Here is a 17,988-nt window from a genome sequence, read left to right as displayed (position 1 = left end):
TTAATGTCAAGCTACGCTTGCGATAGCCAAAGGTGGGTGTTAATTAACCCACACTTCCTTCCAGGGTAAGGGCTAATAATTTTTGAGCCTCCACAGCAAACTCCATTGGCAACTGGTTAAGTACCTCTTTACAGTAACCGTTTACGATTAATGCCACGGCACTCTCCTCGTCTATACCTCTCTGAGTACAGTAGAAGATTTGATCCTCACCAATTTTTGAAGTGGTAGCCTCGTGCTCTACCTGTGCTGATTTATTTTCTATATCGATGTAAGGGAAAGTATGCGCACCGCACTTATCTCCCATAAGCAATGAATCACACTGAGAGAAGTTTCTTGCACCTTCAGCTCTCTTCATTACTTTTACTTGACCTCTATAACTATTTTGCGAGTATCCCGCTGACACACCTTTAGAAACGATTCTCGACTTGGTATTTTTACCAATGTGGATCATCTTGGTTCCGGTATCAGCCTGCTGTCTGTTATTGGTAACAGCCACTGAATAAAACTCTCCTATTGAATGATCTCCTTTTAATATACAAGATGGGTATTTCCAGGTTACGGATGAACCTGTTTCAACCTGTGTCCAGGAAATTTTAGAATGATCACCAGCGCAGATACCTCTCTTAGTAACGAAGTTATAAATACCTCCTTTACCTTCTTTATCACCAGGGTACCAGTTCTGCACGGTAGAATATTTGACCTCAGCCTCCTTCTTAGCATAAATCTCTACTACTGCAGCATGAAGCTGGTTTTCATCACGCTGAGGAGCAGTACAACCTTCTAGATAGCTTACATATGATCCTTCTTCAGCAACAATCAAAGTTCTTTCAAACTGACCAGTATTAGCAGCATTAATTCTGAAATAGGTACTCAACTCCATAGGGCAACGTACTCCTTTCGGGATATAACAAAATGACCCATCAGAGAATACAGCTGAATTTAAGGCTGAAAAGTAATTATCATTTTGAGGAACTACAGAGCCTAAGTATTTCTTCACTAACTCAGGATGTTCTTTTACTGCCTCACTGAATGAGCAGAAAATGATTCCTAATTCAGCCAATTTATCTTTAAAGGTAGTAGCAACAGAAACACTGTCCAATACAGCATCTACCGCCACACCGGTAAGTCTTTTCTGCTCTTCCAAACTGATACCAAGTTTCTTAAAAGTCTCCCTTAATTCAGGATCGATCTCGTCAAGACTTTTAGGTTTCACTTTCTGCTTGGGAGCTGAATAGTAAATAATATCCTGGTAGTTGATCTTTGGAAATGTAACATTCGCCCACTCCGGCTCTTCCATCTTTGTCCAGGCACGGTAGGCCTTCAATCTCCACTCTAGAAGCCATTCTGGTTCTTCCTTCTTCGCCGAGATAAAATGTACAATTTCCTCACTTAAGCCCTTAGGAGCCTGATCTGCTTCCAGATCTATGTTCCATCCGTGCTCGTATTCTTTAGAGGTAAATTCTTCTAATATCTGATTATCTTTGCTCATACCGTTGTAGACTTGTTGTCAAATGTTCTGCAAAGGTACAACAAAATCTACACTTTAGGGTTCCGGCATAAGGCTTTTTTGAGATCAATAAAACCTATACTATGATAGGCAAATTCAATTATTTTTCATCTCTAATTGAATATTTCTATTGATACTTTCCTCAAGGGAAATCATAGTATCCGTTCTGATAATTCCTTCCACACGTTGTATCTTATCGTGTAGAACGTCTTTAAGGTGCTGGGTATCCTTGCAGTGAATTTTAGCAAACATACTATAGTTACCAGTAGTATAATGAACATTCACAATCTCAGGGATTTGCTTTAGTTCTGAAATCACCTGATCATATAGCTCACTTTTAGAAAGGAAAATACCTATGAAAGCGGTGATATCATAACCTAATTTTGTGTAGTCGATTTTCAAGGTAGTGCCTTCAACCACCCCCATATCTTCGAGCTTTTTCATGCGTACGTGAACGGTACCACCAGACACAAATACTTGCTTAGCTACTTCAGTATATGGTTTTTTAGCGTTTTTAAGTAGGATCTCTAAAATCTTGAGATCTACGTTATCAATTTCATAATTAGCAGGCATAAAAGTATTGATTAATTGTAGAGCTTTTATTCAATACTCAATAATATTCAAAATATTATAAATAATTAAGCAATTGATTATAAAAATTTTAAAAAAAAGAGGCTTTCACTACCTTTGGCTTGTCAAAACATAACACTGTAGGGTGTTGAAACTGGCAGACATGCCCTCCGGTCTCGAGGGTGGAGATAACAGGATAAATTCCTTAAAGCATCCAATAGCAATAGGAACTAACTGCTCCGTGGAGGTTCGAATCCTTCCCCTACAGCAAAAAAAAGCCATCTCTTTCGAGATGGCTTTTTTTATTTCATTGTCCCGTCCTGAAATAAGTTGACATAAACCAGACTTATAATGAAACAGGACAAAAAGAATTCAGAAAAAGCCAAAAAGCGTACCCAACGGGATTATACCTTAGGCTTTAAATTATCAGTAGTAGATTTAGTAGAAAAGGGCGATCTGACCTATAAGCAAGCACAAAGGCGTTATGGTATTCAAGGAAGAAGTACGGTTTTAACTTGGTTAAGAAAGCATGGACGATTAGATTGGAGTCAACCCTATATCCATTTTAAAAAGATGCCAAATTCAGAAGAAACTCCTGCACAAAAAATCAAGCGTTTGGAAAAAGAACTTGCAGATGAAAAAGCAAGAAACCTAGTTTTAAATAGAATGATCGACATATCAGACAAAGAGTTTGGAACAGCGATCAGAAAAAAGCACTTGCCCGGACAGCAAGAGAACTCCAGCAAGAAAGAAAGCTAAGTTTAGCTCATGCTTGCCGCTTGTTCGGGATAAGCCGTCAAACTATTTACCAGCACGAAAAAGCATGGCTTGAAAGAGAGTCTGATCTTCTACTTGTAAAACAACTAGTTGAGAACAAAAGAAGGTTAATGCCTCGCTTAGGGACACGCAAACTATATGCTTTACTCAAAGCTGACTTTGTTGAAAATGGAGTAAAAATAGGTCGAGATGGACTGTTTGATTACTTAAGAAGAGAAAGGATGTTGGTTAAACCAAAGAAAAATTACACAAAAACGACTCACTCAAAACATTGGCTTCGCAAGCATCCTAACCTGTATCAAAACAGAAAGCTGAGTAGACCAGAAGAGGTATTTGTAAGTGACATCACCTATATAAAAACAGATCAGGGGACACATTACCTCTCATTGGTAACAGACGCGTACTCAAGAAAAATTGTAGGCCACCATTTAAGCAATGATATGAATGCAGAAAGTGTCGTGAAAGCATTAAAAAAAGCTTTTAAAAGTAGAAAAACAACCAAAGACCTTATTCATCATTCCGATAGAGGTTTACAATATTGTTCTGAAATATATCAAAGAGAACTAAAAAATAACCGAGTTACTCCTTCTATGACTGAAGGATATGACTGTTATCAGAATGCATTAGCAGAGCGTGTAAACGGAATTCTTAAGGGAGAATTCTTGATCCATCAATGTAAAACTGTGGAAGAATTAGAACGCTATTTAAGTGAATCTATTAACACCTACAATAACATAAGACCTCATTTGAGTTTAAATATGAAAACCCCAAATCAAATACATGAAAAAACCACAGAAGAATATCCTGTGGTTCTTAATTAATTTTTAATTAAAATAGTGTCAATCTATTTTAGGACTAGTCACATCTACAAGCTATGATTATTCAGCCGAAATGGTGTAAACCACATTCCAATCAATGTTGTAACTATTATCAGTAGACCTTAAATTTGTAGCTACTGTTACTGTATTTCCACAAGTACTAACTTCTCCACCTGCGATTTCCGTAATTACCCAATCAAAACCATATGCAGAAAATTCTTGAGTCTCCACATTTACTTTAATATTAGATGGATCTGATGAGTCGATAGAGAATTCATATGGATATCCTACATCTAAAAAGCTAGCAACGTAATCAGGAACATTAAACAATGCTACACCATTTTCATCACTTACTAATTCAACAGATGTATCGTAGGTGCCATTAGATTCACCCCCAATGAGATCATCTGTTGCAGCTGCCCCCTCAAAATTAGTAGATACATAAGGACAATCGTCATCTATAATTGTTAATGTAAAAACTTTACCTTCATCAGTATTATCTGAGTATCCACCTTCGTTCAAGGTGAAAGTTAAAGTTTTATTCCCATCAGATATCGCATTATCAATAGGCGTAATATCTATGTAAAAGGCATAGTCATCTCCAACTGTCGCAGGATTAGTAAATGTAGTTGTATAATCCTCACCTTCAACTGCAGTACCTTCAATTGTTACTGTTGAAGAATTTCCAATCTCAGAACCTAGAATTTTAATGCTATATGTAGTTCCACTTTCCTGGATTGAAACAGAAGATGACTGAAATACTATTATACTTTCCTCCAAAAGGGCTGGTTCTTCTTCATCACACGCCACAAGCATGAGTCCAAAGCCAAATGCTAGTATCAGATTTAATATTTTTTTCATAATCATATTTTAATTATTTGAATAACCTGGGTTTTGCTCCATATCACTTGCGAATATCTCTGACTGAGGTATTGGCAAAGCAAACCTGAAGCTACTAGCTTCTAAAGTACATGCATTAGGCACTCTAAAACAGTCATCACCCTCTCTATCGATAGCCAAACCACGCCTTTTAAGGTCAAAGAATCTATGACCTTCAAATGCCAGCTCCCTACGTCTTTCTAACATAATTTCATCCAACAGATCAGATTGGCTATAAGACTGATTAACCCAACCAGATATTCTATTAGCTCTTAATGTATTTAAATCAGCATTACCTAAAGAAGTTTGATTATTATTAGCATATGCCTCAGCTCTAATTAAGAATTGCTCAGCTACTCTAAAGATTTTAATATCATTAAGTTTATCCAAACCTACTTTTCCTGGATATTTGATCACCTGATCTCTATCAGCTTCAGTACGATCATCTTCGATGTAAGCATCGAATCTTGCATCATTAACTGAATCATAAACAGAAATGATTTCATTTGATGGATTAAAGAATATATCTCCATTAGTATCAGTAAATAATGTACCAACTCTTTCATCACCACTTACACGAAGTAATTCAAAAACAATCCCTTCATTAGACACATCAGAAAATACATTTTTAAGGTCATCAGCACCTGCCAACTCCATGTTATCTATTACCTGAGTAGAAAAAGTTATCGCATCATCCCAGTCCTCAGAGTAAAGCGCAACTCTAGCTCTTAATGCACTGATAGCTAAATCAGTGATTCTTGTTGGGCTATCAAAACCATCAGGCATTAAATTTTGCGCCTCAGCTAAATCCGCTTTAATCTTGGTAAACACACTTTCGGTAGTTTCTCTTTCAGGTTTTATATCTACCTGAAGCCCTTCTGGCAAGGCCATATATGGAATTGCCAGAGCTGAAGGATTATATTTAGTCGAAAATATTCTCCATAAATCAAAATGGCTTAATGCGCGAATAGCCAATAACTCAGCCTTACTTTGAGCAACATCTGCTTCAGTTACTACACCTTCCGCTGTTAACCGCTCAATAGCATCTAATACTCTATTAATACGCGATACCACCTGATAGCAATTATTCCAGGCGCTCGTAGTTGATCCCTCATTGGCAGCAAATGACCAATCATGAATCTGCACCCCTTGCCCTCTATTCTCAGGACTTAGACGTACGTCATCACTCATTCTTGAGGATATATCTATATAGGTTGTAGCCGTCATAGCAGCATATACACCTATAACCCCAGCATCAATATCTTCAGCACTTTGAAATGCCTTATTAGAGTCAATAATATCAATAGGCTCTTTATCAAGAATGTCTTGACATCCGACAAAGCTTATAATCAATATTAAGAAAGGTATTTTATATATTTTTTTCATCTCCTATCTAATTAAAATGTTACGTCTAGACCCATAGTGTAAATTTTTGGAACAGGATATTCATACTGACCAATGTTATTATCATCCTCTGGATCGAAACCAGTCCACTTTGTCCATGTTGCTAAATTTTGCCCTTGAACAAACACTCTGACACTTCTTATAATTTTGGTTTTACTTAATAGCGTACTAGGTAAATTGTAGCTAAGCATTACATTTCTTAACCTCATAAAAGAAGCATCTTCTATATCTTTAGAAGAAAATTGTCTTCCATATGCATAACTTTGAACCTCAGTCACATCTCCCGGCTCTTTCCACATTGTATTCATTATAGTAGAAAGATTATATTGAGCAAAGTTCGGGTTCTCTTGGAAGAATGTTTGGTTATTAAATCTAGAATAACCATGAGCAAAAGACATCAAACCTGTCAAGGTAAATCCTTTCCAAACAAGCTTTGTATTAATACCTCCAGTAGTCGGTGGCTCTGATGTTCCAAATTTTGCTACAGCATTACTTGCATCAAATACTGATGTCAAATTACCCTCTTTATCTCTATATAAAGGCTGACCGTTGGCAGGATTAACTCCAGCCCACTCCACCACATAATGTGATCCGATAGGCAATCCTTCTCTAATAATACTTGTACCTGATTCAAATTCAGAAACCTGACCTAAGTCCAGAATTTCGTTATCATTGTGTGCAATGTTACCACCAATTGTCCAGCTAAAATCACCTATTCTTAGTACTTCTGCAGAAAGCGAGAATTCAATACCTCTGTTTCTTACCTGACCCGCATTGGTCTGTATTACAGAGAAGCCAGTTGTTCTTGATAACTGTGTATCAATAAATAGATCATCTGTAATGGAGTTATAAAAATCTAATGAACCAGAAATCCTATCTTGCCATAGTCCAAAGTCAATACCAACGTTTGCCTGTTTTTGAATTTCCCATTTCAAATTAGGGTTACCAATACTCGTTGGAGCTAAGCCTGATTCAGCACCATAGCTAACAGAACCGAAAGTACCAATTGATTGGAAATTACCAATACCAACCTGATTTCCTACTTGACCGTAACTTGCTCTTAATTTAAGGTTATTAATAAAATCTATATCTTTTAAGAATGGTTCACTTGAAGCATTCCAAGATCCACCTACTGACCAAAGTGTAGCAAATTGGTTTTCATCACCAAATCTTGAAGATCCATCTCTTCTAAGACTTAACTTCAAATTATATTTCTGATTAAATGTATAATTCAAGATTCCAAAATATGAAAGCAATGAACTAGAAGTCTTATAACCTCCTAGGGTAGGAATGAAACCTTCTGCCGAACCTGGAGTTATACCACTATTACTATTTGGTAATTTTGAGTTGATTCCAAAGCCAGAAAACCCGAAGCCTTCATCGTAGTTATCAATAGCCTCCATACCAAGACTTACCCCAAAATCATGGTCTGCATTTATATTAAATGAGTACGACAATAAGTTGGTCCATACGTACTGGAAGTCTCGGTAGAAATTCTTACTATACTGACCTTGGTTTCCATTTGCCACATTTCTCCCTCCAAAAGTATTTGGTGGAACAAAAAACTCATCATCTTCTTGAGTATAATCAATACCAAAAGTTGATCTGAGTGTTAAATCAGGAATAAACTCATATTCTGCGAAAGCTGACATTACAACTTTTGTTTCATTTTGCTTATCTGTATTCTTCAAAAGTCGCTCAAGAGAGTTAGATCCTGTACGTCCATTACCTGTAACTAATTCTCCAGTTTCAGGATCATATGGCTGCTCGTATGGATTAGCTAAATAAGCTGCAGCAAATGGGTTTGCTAGATTCACACCCTGACCAGGAGCAAAGTTAGAAAGTGAATAACCCAAACTTGAATTAAGTCCAAACCTTAATTTATCAGTAGCGTTAGCGTAAACATTAAATCTTAATGTATATCTTTCAAAATCTGATGATAATGCTGTACCCTCCTGATCAAAATAACTACCTGATGTGAAATATTTAATGTTCTGGTTACCTCCTGAAATGGAAATCTCATGATTTTTAGTTTTACCATCTCTTAAAAAGGCATCCCTCCAATTGGTATTAATTGCTCTTAATCTATCCAGTTCAGCTGCATCATCCGGATCGTTAGGATCTAGACCAGCAGTAGGTCCTCTTTGAACAAATTGCTCAAAGGCAATTTTTTCAGTAGAATTCATCATTTTAAAATTCTCTCTAGCCAATTGCGATGTACCATACTGAGTTCTATAAGTTACTCTTGCAGACCCATCAGTTCTACCACTCTTAGTTGTTATTACTATAACACCATTGGCCCCTCTAGAACCATAAATAGCAGTAGCAGAAGCATCCTTTAGAATACTTACAGAACCAAAATCATTAGGGTTTAGTGTTGCAATGTCATCACTTCCAATTGGCACTCCGTCGACTACATATAATGGATCATTACCTCCATTTATGGAACCGTTACCTCTAATTCTAACCTTTACCGCATTTGTTCCAGGCTGACCCGATCCGGCAGTCACTACTAAACCAGGGCTTTGTCCTTGAAGAATTTGATCAAAAGTTGCCAATGGAACTTTTTCAATAGTACTAGCGTCTACGGTGGCAATTGAACCTGCAACCTTAGCTTTGCTTTCCTTTGAATATCCAGTAACTACCACTTCACTTAATTGCTGCACATCGTCTGCCATCTGCACATCTACCACAGTCTTAGAACCGATCTCAACCTCTTCCGTTTTAAGCCCTATAAAAGAGAATGTCAATATTCCGTCAGAAGAAGATACTGACAAGGAATAGTTACCATCGATATCGGTTACTGTACCATTAGTAGTTCCTTTTAGAACCACATTCACACCCGGCAAAGCACTTCCATCCTCACTCGAGGTTACTTTCCCAGATATCGTTCTTTGTTGAGCCCAGGATTCTCCGAAAGAGAACATTAGAATCAACACGAAACTTCCTAGTAAAAAGTTCTTCATATTGTTTTGTTTAGTTTAAGAATTATTTATTCGTATTTCCAAACATAATATAAAAATCACTTTACGAGAAATATTTCATCAACATTTTACTGCAATTTGGGTGAAGTTTAAAATATTATTTTGTTTCAACATTGATAATTACCCCAAAATGGGGGATAACGTCACTTAACGACCTTAAATTCTATTCGTCGATTGTATTGACGGTTAATCTCTGATGTGTTAGGTACGGCTGGCTGGGTCTTTCCGTAGCCTTGGTACCTAAGTTGAGCCTTCGGAATGCCATGTGATACCAGGTATTTATAAACCGATTCAGCACGTTGTAGGGAGAGCTTTTTATTGTATTCATCGGACCCTAAATCATCTGTGTGGCCTCCGATTTCTACTTTGATTTGGTCATTGATTTTAAGAAATCTGATTAACCGGTCAAGCTCCGTGGTGGATTTATTTTCTAACTCATAACTATCCAATTTGAAGAAAATGTTATTCAATATAACTGAAGTACCTTCGCTAATTGGATTTAAAAAAATATCTACCTCCACAGGCTTTTCTGTTCCCTTTTCATAGTTAAAGGACATACTTTTAAACAAATAGCCTTTTTTATCCACATACAGAGCATATTCTGCGCCTTCCGTGAGCACCATTAAATAGTCTCCGCTCACAGAGTCAGATTTTACCTGAGAAATTTTCTGTACTTTCTTTAAATCAAATAATTCAATTTCGGCTTTGATTGGTTTTTGAGTTTTGGCATCATATACATGTCCTTTTACATAAGAGGTTTTATATTTCACTTGTGTCTCTTCTGGAACATCAAATTCATACAGGATACTTCTTTTCTGATTCTCAAATATATCTTCATGTGAATAATAGCCCTGCTCACCATCTGAAGTAATGAATAGAGAAAGTTGATCCTCACTATTATTGAGTGGGTATCCCATATTTACAGGCGTGGTCCAGCCTGTATCTGTTTTTTCGGTACGGAAAATATCAAAGCCACCGAAACCCATTAATCCATTGGAAGCAAAGTATAACGTAACTCCATTTGGGTGAATAAACGGAGACACCTCATCTCCCATAGAGTTCACCTCCTCACTTAAGGCTTTAGCGGATGTCCACTCATCCTGATCATCTAATATACTTACATATAGGTCTCTGTGACCAACATCACCTTTATGTCTGTCAGAAACAAAATATAATGTCCTACCATCTGCTGATAATGATGGCTGAGATTCCCAAGCTCTGGTATTTATCTTCGGACCAAGGTTCACAGGCACTGTCCATTCATCTCCTATTTTTTTACTCACATATAAATCACAGCTACCATAACCAGGCCTACCAAAGCAAGAAGTAAATATTAAAGTCCTTCCGTCAGCCGAAAGTGTACAGGTACCTTCATTACCATCTGTGTTAATATTACGGGACAAACTTTTTGCAAACCCCCATTGCCCATCATCCTTTTTGTAACTGATCACCAGGTCTTCATCAAAGTCCATGGATGCTCCGAACCTTCTTGTAAAAAGAATGGCCGATTTATCTACGGTCACCACAGGAAAGTATTGTGTCGGGAAAGCGTTCACGGTATCGCTTAATGGATGGGGGTTATACAGAGAGGCATCATTCATGTGATGAATGGCAAATTCTGCAGTAGCTTCCATCTTCTTGGCATCCTCAATACGCCTGTCATAGGTGGGAGACGAAGCCAGGTATTCCCGAGTAGTTGTTAAAACCTCATTATATTTACCTTGTCGTAAATATAGCTTGGCGAGTTCGTACAAGACAATGGAGTTTTTCTCATCTAAAGATTTTGCGAACTCCATCTGACTCACAGCCTCATCGATACGCCCTGTGGCTCTATATATAAGAGCCAGGATCATGTATGCTTCTTGAAATTTGTCGTCTTTTTTGATGGCAACCTGAATAAGTTGCTCAGCAGTCTGATACTGCATTCTTACTCTATGATTATCGGCCTCCCGATAATATTCGATTGCTTTTTTGGACTTAGTATGAAGTCCTTTCTGAGCAAGAGCAGGTTGAGAAAAAATAAAGCCAAATAGAAAACCTATAAATATAATAGTAGCTCTCATAACAAAATAGTTATGGTAAACTTATGAATCTGTTATGAGAAATACTAAAAAGCCTTACGAATTAGGCTTGCTTTAACTGCGCTCTGTTTTTAGATGCTTTAAGTGTATTAAGCAATAGAGAAGCAATGGTCATAGGCCCAACTCCGCCAGGAACAGGAGTTATATAACTAGCTTTAGGCTCTACTTCCTCAAACTCAACATCACCTTTTAAATAATAACCTCTATCATTCTCATCAGTAGTAATTCTGGTGATGCCTACATCCACTACAATTACCCCTTCTTTTACCATATCTCCTTTAATAAGACCAGGCTTTCCGGTAGCTACAATAAGAATGTCAGCTTTTTTGGTATGCTCTTCCAGATTTTTAGTATGAATATGACATACTGTAACCGTTGCATTTTCATGATACGACATGATGATACTCATGGGAGCACCAACAGTACGGCTATTCCCAACCATTACACAGTGCTTACCTAATATGTCGATATCATATCTTTTAAGAAGCTCCACTATTCCATAAGGTGTAGCTGGCATTAGTCCAGGATTTTTAGAAGTGATTTTACCATAATTAAGGTTAGTAAAACCATCAACATCCTTCTCTGGCATAATACGCTCAGTAACCTTAGATGAAGAAATATGCTCTGGCAAAGGAAGCTGCACTATTAAGCCATCAACATCATCATCTGCGTTGATACGCTCGATTTCTGACATCAGCTTATTTTCAGAAATAGTCTCAGGAAAGTTTAGCAATGTATATTCAAAGCCAACTCTCTTGCAGGCTCTGATTTTATTATTCACATAAGTCTGGCTGGCACCATCATCACCCACCAGAATAGCTGCAAGGTGCGGTCTTTTGCCTCCACCTGACACCAGGATCTCTACTTCTTGAGCTATTTCATCTTTAATATCATCGGCAACTTTCTTACCGTCCAGTATGATGGATTTCTGAGACATTATTAAATTCTTATGTGTTATCTAAAAAGGATTAATCTAACTTTAGTACAGCCATAAATGCTTCCTGAGGTATTTCTACGTTACCCACCTGTCTCATTCTCTTCTTACCTTTCTTCTGTTTTTCCAAAAGCTTTCTCTTTCTGGAAATATCACCACCATAACATTTAGCCAATACGTTCTTTCTCATAGCCTTCACACTTTCTCTGGCTATAATTTTAGTGCCTATAGATGCCTGGATAGCGATCTCGAACATCTGACGCGGGATCAATTCCCTAAGCTTTTCACACAGCCTCTTACCCCATTCATAGGCCTTATCTCTATGAACAATGGCTGAAAGCGCATCTACTCTGTCTCCATTAAGCATAATATCAAGCTTAACCATGGTAGACTGTCTGAAACCTATAAGTTCATAGTCTAATGAAGCATAACCTCTTGATAAAGTCTTCAATTTATCGAAGAAGTCAAATACTATTTCTGAAAGTGGTAGTTCAAATGTAAGCTCAACTCTTTCTGTAGTTAGATAAACCTGATTTTTAATAATACCACGCTTATCCATACAAAGGCTAATGATATTACCAATAAATTCATCCTTGGTAATTATTTGAGCTCTAATGAACGGTTCCTCAATGTGAGATATAGTGTTAGGCTCCGGCATTTCTGAAGGAGCATTGATTTTCATGATACTACCATCTGTTCTTACTGCATGAAACTGCACTGAAGGAACCGTAGTAATAACCGTCATATCAAACTCACGCTCAAGCCTTTCCTGCACAATTTCCATGTGAAGCATACCTAAGAACCCGCATCTAAATCCGAACCCAAGGGCAGCAGATGTTTCAGGCTCCCAAATTAGTGAAGCATCATTTAGCTGAAGCTTTTCCATAGAGGCTCTAAGCTCTTCAAACTCACTGGTTTCCACCGGGTAGATACCCGCGAATACCATTGGCTTCACATTTTCGAAACCTTTTACCGCTTCACAAGGCTTATTTACGTGAGTTATCGTATCCCCTACCTTTACCTCTTTGGCTACTTTGATACCTGATATGATGTATCCTACGTTTCCGGCCTTGATGGTATCTTTAGGCTGCTGCTTTAATTTCAGCACGCCAATTTCATCCGCCTCATAGGTTTTACCCGTATTTACGAATTTTACTTTGTCGCCTTTATTTATCTCACCATCAAAAACTCTAAAATAAACTTCAATTCCTCTGAATGGATTAAATACAGAGTCGAAGATCATAGCTTTTAATGGCTTATCAAGACTTCCTTTAGGCGCTGGAATTCTGTTTATAATTGCTTCAAGAATTTCAGAGATTCCTATACCTTCTTTAGCACTGGCATGGATAATATCTGAAGGATCACAGCCGATAAGACCTACGATCTCGTCTGTAACCACCTCTGGCATTGCACTAGGCAAATCTATTTTATTAAGCACCGGTATTATTTCCAGGTCATGCTCAAGAGCAAGGTATAAGTTAGATATTGTTTGTGCCTCAATACCCTGAGCTGCATCTACAATAAGAAGAGCACCCTCACAGGCAGCAATTGATCTAGAAACTTCGTATGAAAAGTCTACGTGTCCCGGAGTATCGATTAGGTTTAGCGTATATGCCTGCCCCTCGTGAACGTAGTCCATCTGAATAGCATGACTCTTAATAGTGATACCACGCTCTCTTTCCAGATCCATATCATCAAGCAACTGTGCTTGCATATCACGCTCAGTAACAGTTCCTGTTGATTGCAAAAGCCTGTCTGCCAAAGTACTCTTACCGTGGTCAATGTGGGCTATTATACAAAAGTTTCTTATATGCTCCATGTACGAATTATCCTCTCTTTTCTATTCTAACTGGTAGAATTTTAAAAGTGCAAAGGTAGATATTTATATGTACTTAACTAACATTGCAGAATACTAATTATTTATAGACGAATGAAACCATTAATTTTGATTTATTGATGGTATAAGCTTCATTTTCTAAATTTTGATTTTCATGAATATTGCCGAAAGCAAAAAGCAGAACAACATTTCAGAATATATTATTCACATGTATCAAACAGAAGACTTGATAAGAGTCTATGAGTTTGATATTGAGCTAGTTAAACAGTATGTTATCAAACATTTCCCTGTGAGTGACGAGGAGAAAGCTGAAATGACACAATGGTATGTTCAGCTCATGGAGCAGATGAATGAGGAAGGTATTAAAGAAAGAGGCCATTTATCATCCGTGCAGACTTATGTGGCTCAACTTTCAGAGTTAATGACTCTACTTCAAAGTGAGGACGATGAGTTTACAAAGATTTATAAAAATGCTGAGCCATATATCAAAGAGTATATTGAATTGGCAGAGGGCGCCATTACGGATGAGGTTCAACTTTGTCTTAATGGAATTTATGGTCTGCTTCTGGCTAGAATGAACGGAAAGCAAGTGCCAGAGGAAGTAATGCCGGGAATTAATGCTTTTGGAGATATTCTTTCCTACCTAAGCTACAAATACAAGCAGAAAAACTTCTTGAATAAGAACTAGAATATTAGTCTTGAGAAGACTAGCGTTTTCTCAAGACTAATAATTTAAACGCATCAATAATTACTATTTACTGCTTTTATATACTACTCCGTCTTTCATCACAAAAGACACGTTTTCCATGGTATGGATGTTATCTATGGGGTTTTCATCCACCGCAATAATATCTGCCTTTTTACCTTTTTCAACAGAACCATACTTGTTATCTATCTTAAGCATTTGGGCAGCAACTATAGTGGCCGACTGGATGGCTTTCATCGGCGGCATGCCTACTTCTACCATGTAGCCAAACTCTTTACCATTCTCACCATGAGGAAATACGCCGGCATCAGTACCGAAAGCTATTTTCACGCCTTTCTTATAAGCTTCTCCAAATGTGCTTTGAATTTTAGGACCAATTGCCAATGCTTTAGGCACCACCAATGCAGGGTAAAAACCATCAATCTTCGCCTTCTCCGCTACATATTTACCTGCTGTAATGGTTGGCACATAATAGGTCCCTTTTTCTTTCATCAGCTCCATTACTTCCGGAGTCATTAAAGTACCGTGTTCTATAGAAGTAATTCCTGCTTCCACAGCTCTCTTCATACCTTCTGGTCCGTGAGCGTGAGCCGCTGTAATCATGCCGTATTCGTTGGCTGTTTCTATTATCGCTTTTAGCTCATCCATCTGAAATTGAGGTCCTGAACCATCTTTTGCTACACTAAGAACCCCACCAGTAGCAGTAATCTTTATCACATCCGCACCATCTTTATAATGCTGTCTCACGGCTTTTCTAGCTTCATAGGGACCGTTAACCACTCCATCAATCGGTGCCGGATCACCCATCAAATCATGACGATAGCTATTAGTAGGATCTCCGTGGCCGCCTGTGGTGGAGATAATTTTACCTGCCGAATATATTCTTGGCCCCACTACTTTTCCGCTGTTAATGGCATTTCTCAAGGCTGTATTTACGCCAGTACCACCGAGATCTCTTACTGTGGTAAAGCCAGCCATTAAAGTACGCTTAGCATAAACTGTTGAATTAAACGCAATGTCAGCTTCATTCAATTTAAATTCGTCGATATAACTAGTTGGGCTAGTTTCTCCTTCCAAATGAACGTGCATATCCATAAGGCCTGGCATCACCGTTTTTGATTTGAGATCAATCACTGAATCGCCCTGGGATGGACTTTGATAGCCCTTTGCTACACTTTCAATCTCACCATCTTTTATTACAATGGTCATTTCCTTCTGCACTTTATCACTCTTTCCGTCTATAAGCGTACCGCAGTGAATGAGCGTTCTCTGAGCAAATGACTGTGCTGCCACTATGCTCATCAGCATTAGTAGTAGGTAAATCTTTTTCATAAGTCAATTTAGGTCAAAATATTATTTTCAGGAGGGCAACTTACCCATATTATCTTTAAGCTTCACACCGGACAGCTTTCTTTTTAATGCTTCAGATATAAGGTAGAATATTTTGTCGGCCGCCAGCTCATACACCAAACCATGTGGACGGATGTTAGAAACACAATTTCTACTCTCATCGGTAAGACCTCTTTTGGGTCTGTAGGTTAAATATGCACCTAGACTATCAGGAGAACTTAATCCGGGGCGCTCACCGATAAGAATAATGACCAGCTTAGCTAGCAAGGCCTCTCCTATTTCATCACCAACCGCTACTCTTCCACCTTCCACGATTGATATTGGCCCCACAGTAAGCCCAGTATCTTTTAGCTTTGGCAATAGTAGTTCTAAGAGTGGAATTGAATTTTTATTCAAAGCGGTGGCTGACAATCCATCTGCCAGAACTATGGCCACATCACAGTTGGCGCCATTATCTTTAACCAGGTTAGCCGAATTCTCGTCCAGTTTTCGACCTAAATCAGGCCTTTTTAGATATTTAGCTCTATCACTTGCCTGAGTTTGAAGTAGCAATACTGATTGGCCCAATTTCTCAATCTCACCTTTTAATCGATCAGATTCCATGTTGGAATAAACGGCATCCCTTGCAAAAGCATGGGCCATTCTAAACTCGAGATCAGCTTGCAGAGGTACGCTTGTTCCTGACCTACCCAGAAGAATTCTGGCTTTAGTATAATCTCTCAGTGATTCCCATGCTTTCCCGTTTTCTGCCATATCAGAGCTTATTAATACTTTCTAAAAACCTTAGTGGCTCTGAAGGCTGGATTACTCCCTGAGCCGTCATCATACCCTGTTTTATAAGCCAGTTTTCAAATTCAGGCGCTGGAGTCAACTTCAGCAACTCCCTGATGTACAGCGCATCATGAAAAGAAGTTGATTGATAGTTCAGCATAATATCATCGGCACCAGGCACCCCCATAATGTAATTGCAACCGGCTACACCCAGCAACGTAAGAAGGTTATCCATATCATCCTGATCAGCCTCTGCATGGTTCGTATAACAAACATCCACACCCATAGGAAGCCCCATGAGCTTAGCGCAAAAATGATCTTCCAATGCAGCTCTTGTAATCTGCTTACCATCATACAGATATTCCGGACCAATGAAGCCCACTACAGAATTCACCAGTAATGGCTTAAACTGCCTGGCCACTGCGTAAGCCCTGGCTTCACAGGTCTGCTGATCTACACCATGATGCGCATCGGCTGACAGACAGCTGCCCTGCCCGGTTTCAAAATACATTACATTATCACCGATGGTGCCTCTTCCTAAAGATAGTGTAGCTTCATAAGCCTCCTCCAGAATAGATAAATTAACTCCGAAGCTATTGTTAGCAGCCTCTGTACCAGCTATTGATTGGAACGTGAGATCGATAGGAGCATTTTTATTGTTTTCAATGAGCTCTAAAATAGTGGTAACATGACATAAAACACAGGTCTGAGTAGGTATGTCATAGCTTTCGCGAAATGAATTGAGCACCTCTAACAGATGTAGCACCTGAGAAGGGCTATCTGTAGCAGGGTTTATACCAATCACGGCATCACCACTGCCGTACATGAGACCGTCTATTAAACTAGCAGCTATTCCTTTTATATCATCCGTGGGGTGGTTAGGTTGTAGCCGCGTAGAGAAGCAGTCTTTAAGGCCTAACGTATTTCGAAAACGAGTGACTACTTCGCATTTGGCGGCCACAATTATTAGCTCTTGATTACGCATAAGCTTAGAAACGGCAGCTATCATTTCCGGAGTCAGGCCTTGATTTGTTTCCATGATCACATCCCCAGTTACTTCTTGAGAAAGCAACCAGTCTCTTAGATCACCCACCGTAAAATGTGCGATTGATCGAAATACATCTGCATTATGCGATTCCTGAATTAGGCGCGTAACCTCATCTTCTTCTGATGGAATAAGTTCTTCATCTAAAAAGCGATTGAGTGGTACATTGGCCAAAGTCATTTGAGCAGCAACTCTTTCCTTGTAACTCTCCGCTGCTAATCCGGCCAGCACATCCCCAGACCTCAATGGAGAGGCCTTAGCCATCACCTCCTTCAAGTTCTTGAAATGATAAGTGATGTTATTATAGGTGTGCTTGTATTCCATA

The 17,988-nt window shown here is 38.5% G+C and carries 13 protein-coding genes; 2 read left to right on the top strand and 11 right to left on the bottom strand.

Features of this window, described 5'->3' with window-relative positions; translation table 11 throughout:
- Positions 1-43: 43 nt before the first annotated feature.
- Together sufB and LVD16_RS09650 are read right to left on the bottom strand one after the other, a co-directional pair.
- Positions 44-1,489 carry a Fe-S cluster assembly protein SufB gene (gene sufB / locus LVD16_RS09655; protein ID WP_233773729.1) on the bottom strand — a complete coding sequence of 482 codons (1,446 nt, stop codon included), beginning with the start codon at positions 1,487-1,489 and terminating at the stop codon, positions 44-46.
- Positions 1,490-1,603: 114 nt separating this feature from the next.
- Entirely contained in the window at positions 1,604-2,080 is a 477-nt protein-coding gene (locus tag LVD16_RS09650) for an Lrp/AsnC ligand binding domain-containing protein (protein WP_233773728.1), read from the bottom strand.
- 348 nt (positions 2,081-2,428) lie between these two features.
- Between LVD16_RS09650 and LVD16_RS09645 the strand changes: the two genes are divergently transcribed.
- Positions 2,429-3,675 (top strand): IS3 family transposase gene (locus LVD16_RS09645; protein ID WP_370687639.1). Its coding sequence is split into 2 segments (ribosomal slippage): positions 2,429-2,780 and positions 2,780-3,675, totalling 1,248 coding nucleotides; the frame shifts between segments, so codons are not numbered across the junction.
- A gap of 57 nt (positions 3,676-3,732) precedes the next feature.
- Here the strand turns inward: LVD16_RS09645 and LVD16_RS09640 are convergent.
- The 6 genes from LVD16_RS09640 to lepA all read right to left on the bottom strand — a co-directional run bounded on the left by LVD16_RS09640 (position 3,733) and on the right by lepA (position 13,773).
- On the bottom strand, positions 3,733-4,533 hold the full coding sequence (locus LVD16_RS09640) for a hypothetical protein (protein ID WP_233773726.1): 801 nt from the start codon (positions 4,531-4,533) through the stop codon (positions 3,733-3,735).
- A gap of 9 nt (positions 4,534-4,542) precedes the next feature.
- Positions 4,543-5,937, bottom strand: a complete 1,395-nt coding sequence (locus tag LVD16_RS09635) for a RagB/SusD family nutrient uptake outer membrane protein (protein ID WP_233773725.1) — start codon at positions 5,935-5,937, stop codon at positions 4,543-4,545.
- Positions 5,938-5,948: 11 nt separating this feature from the next.
- Positions 5,949-8,921 carry a SusC/RagA family TonB-linked outer membrane protein gene (locus LVD16_RS09630; RefSeq protein WP_233773724.1) on the bottom strand — a complete coding sequence of 991 codons (2,973 nt, stop codon included), beginning with the start codon at positions 8,919-8,921 and terminating at the stop codon, positions 5,949-5,951.
- A 161-nt stretch (positions 8,922-9,082) separates the two neighbouring features.
- Entirely contained in the window at positions 9,083-11,002 is a 1,920-nt protein-coding gene (locus LVD16_RS09625) for an OmpA family protein (RefSeq protein WP_233773723.1), read from the bottom strand.
- Between the two features lie 61 nt (positions 11,003-11,063).
- Complete coding sequence (locus LVD16_RS09620; protein ID WP_233773722.1) at positions 11,064-11,957, bottom strand: bifunctional 5,10-methylenetetrahydrofolate dehydrogenase/5,10-methenyltetrahydrofolate cyclohydrolase; 894 nt, start codon at positions 11,955-11,957, stop codon at positions 11,064-11,066.
- Between the two features lie 31 nt (positions 11,958-11,988).
- Entirely contained in the window at positions 11,989-13,773 is a 1,785-nt protein-coding gene (gene lepA, locus LVD16_RS09615; RefSeq protein WP_233773721.1) for a translation elongation factor 4, read from the bottom strand.
- 172 nt (positions 13,774-13,945) lie between these two features.
- Between lepA and LVD16_RS09610 the strand changes: the two genes are divergently transcribed.
- A complete protein-coding gene (locus LVD16_RS09610; protein ID WP_233773720.1) occupies positions 13,946-14,479 on the top strand; it encodes a DUF4924 family protein in 534 nt (177 codons plus the stop codon).
- Positions 14,480-14,542: 63 nt separating this feature from the next.
- On the opposite strand, the gene LVD16_RS09605 is transcribed toward LVD16_RS09610, so the two are convergent.
- From LVD16_RS09605 to LVD16_RS09595, 3 genes are read right to left on the bottom strand one after another with little or no spacing between them, the layout of a single operon-like run.
- Complete coding sequence (locus LVD16_RS09605; protein WP_233773719.1) at positions 14,543-15,829, bottom strand: amidohydrolase family protein; 1,287 nt, start codon at positions 15,827-15,829, stop codon at positions 14,543-14,545.
- 27 nt (positions 15,830-15,856) lie between these two features.
- Positions 15,857-16,600, bottom strand: coding sequence for an ethanolamine ammonia-lyase subunit EutC (gene eutC / locus LVD16_RS09600; protein WP_233773718.1), 744 nt, complete (start codon positions 16,598-16,600; stop codon positions 15,857-15,859).
- Position 16,601: 1 nt separating this feature from the next.
- On the bottom strand, positions 16,602-17,987 hold the full coding sequence (locus LVD16_RS09595; protein WP_233773717.1) for an ethanolamine ammonia-lyase subunit EutB: 1,386 nt from the start codon (positions 17,985-17,987) through the stop codon (positions 16,602-16,604).
- Position 17,988 lies beyond the last annotated feature (1 nt).

Origin of the sequence: Fulvivirga ligni, assembly GCF_021389935.1 — a bacterium.
GTDB classification, from domain to species: domain Bacteria; phylum Bacteroidota; class Bacteroidia; order Cytophagales; family Cyclobacteriaceae; genus Fulvivirga; species Fulvivirga ligni.
This window is presented reverse-complemented; position numbering and strand designations above follow the sequence as displayed.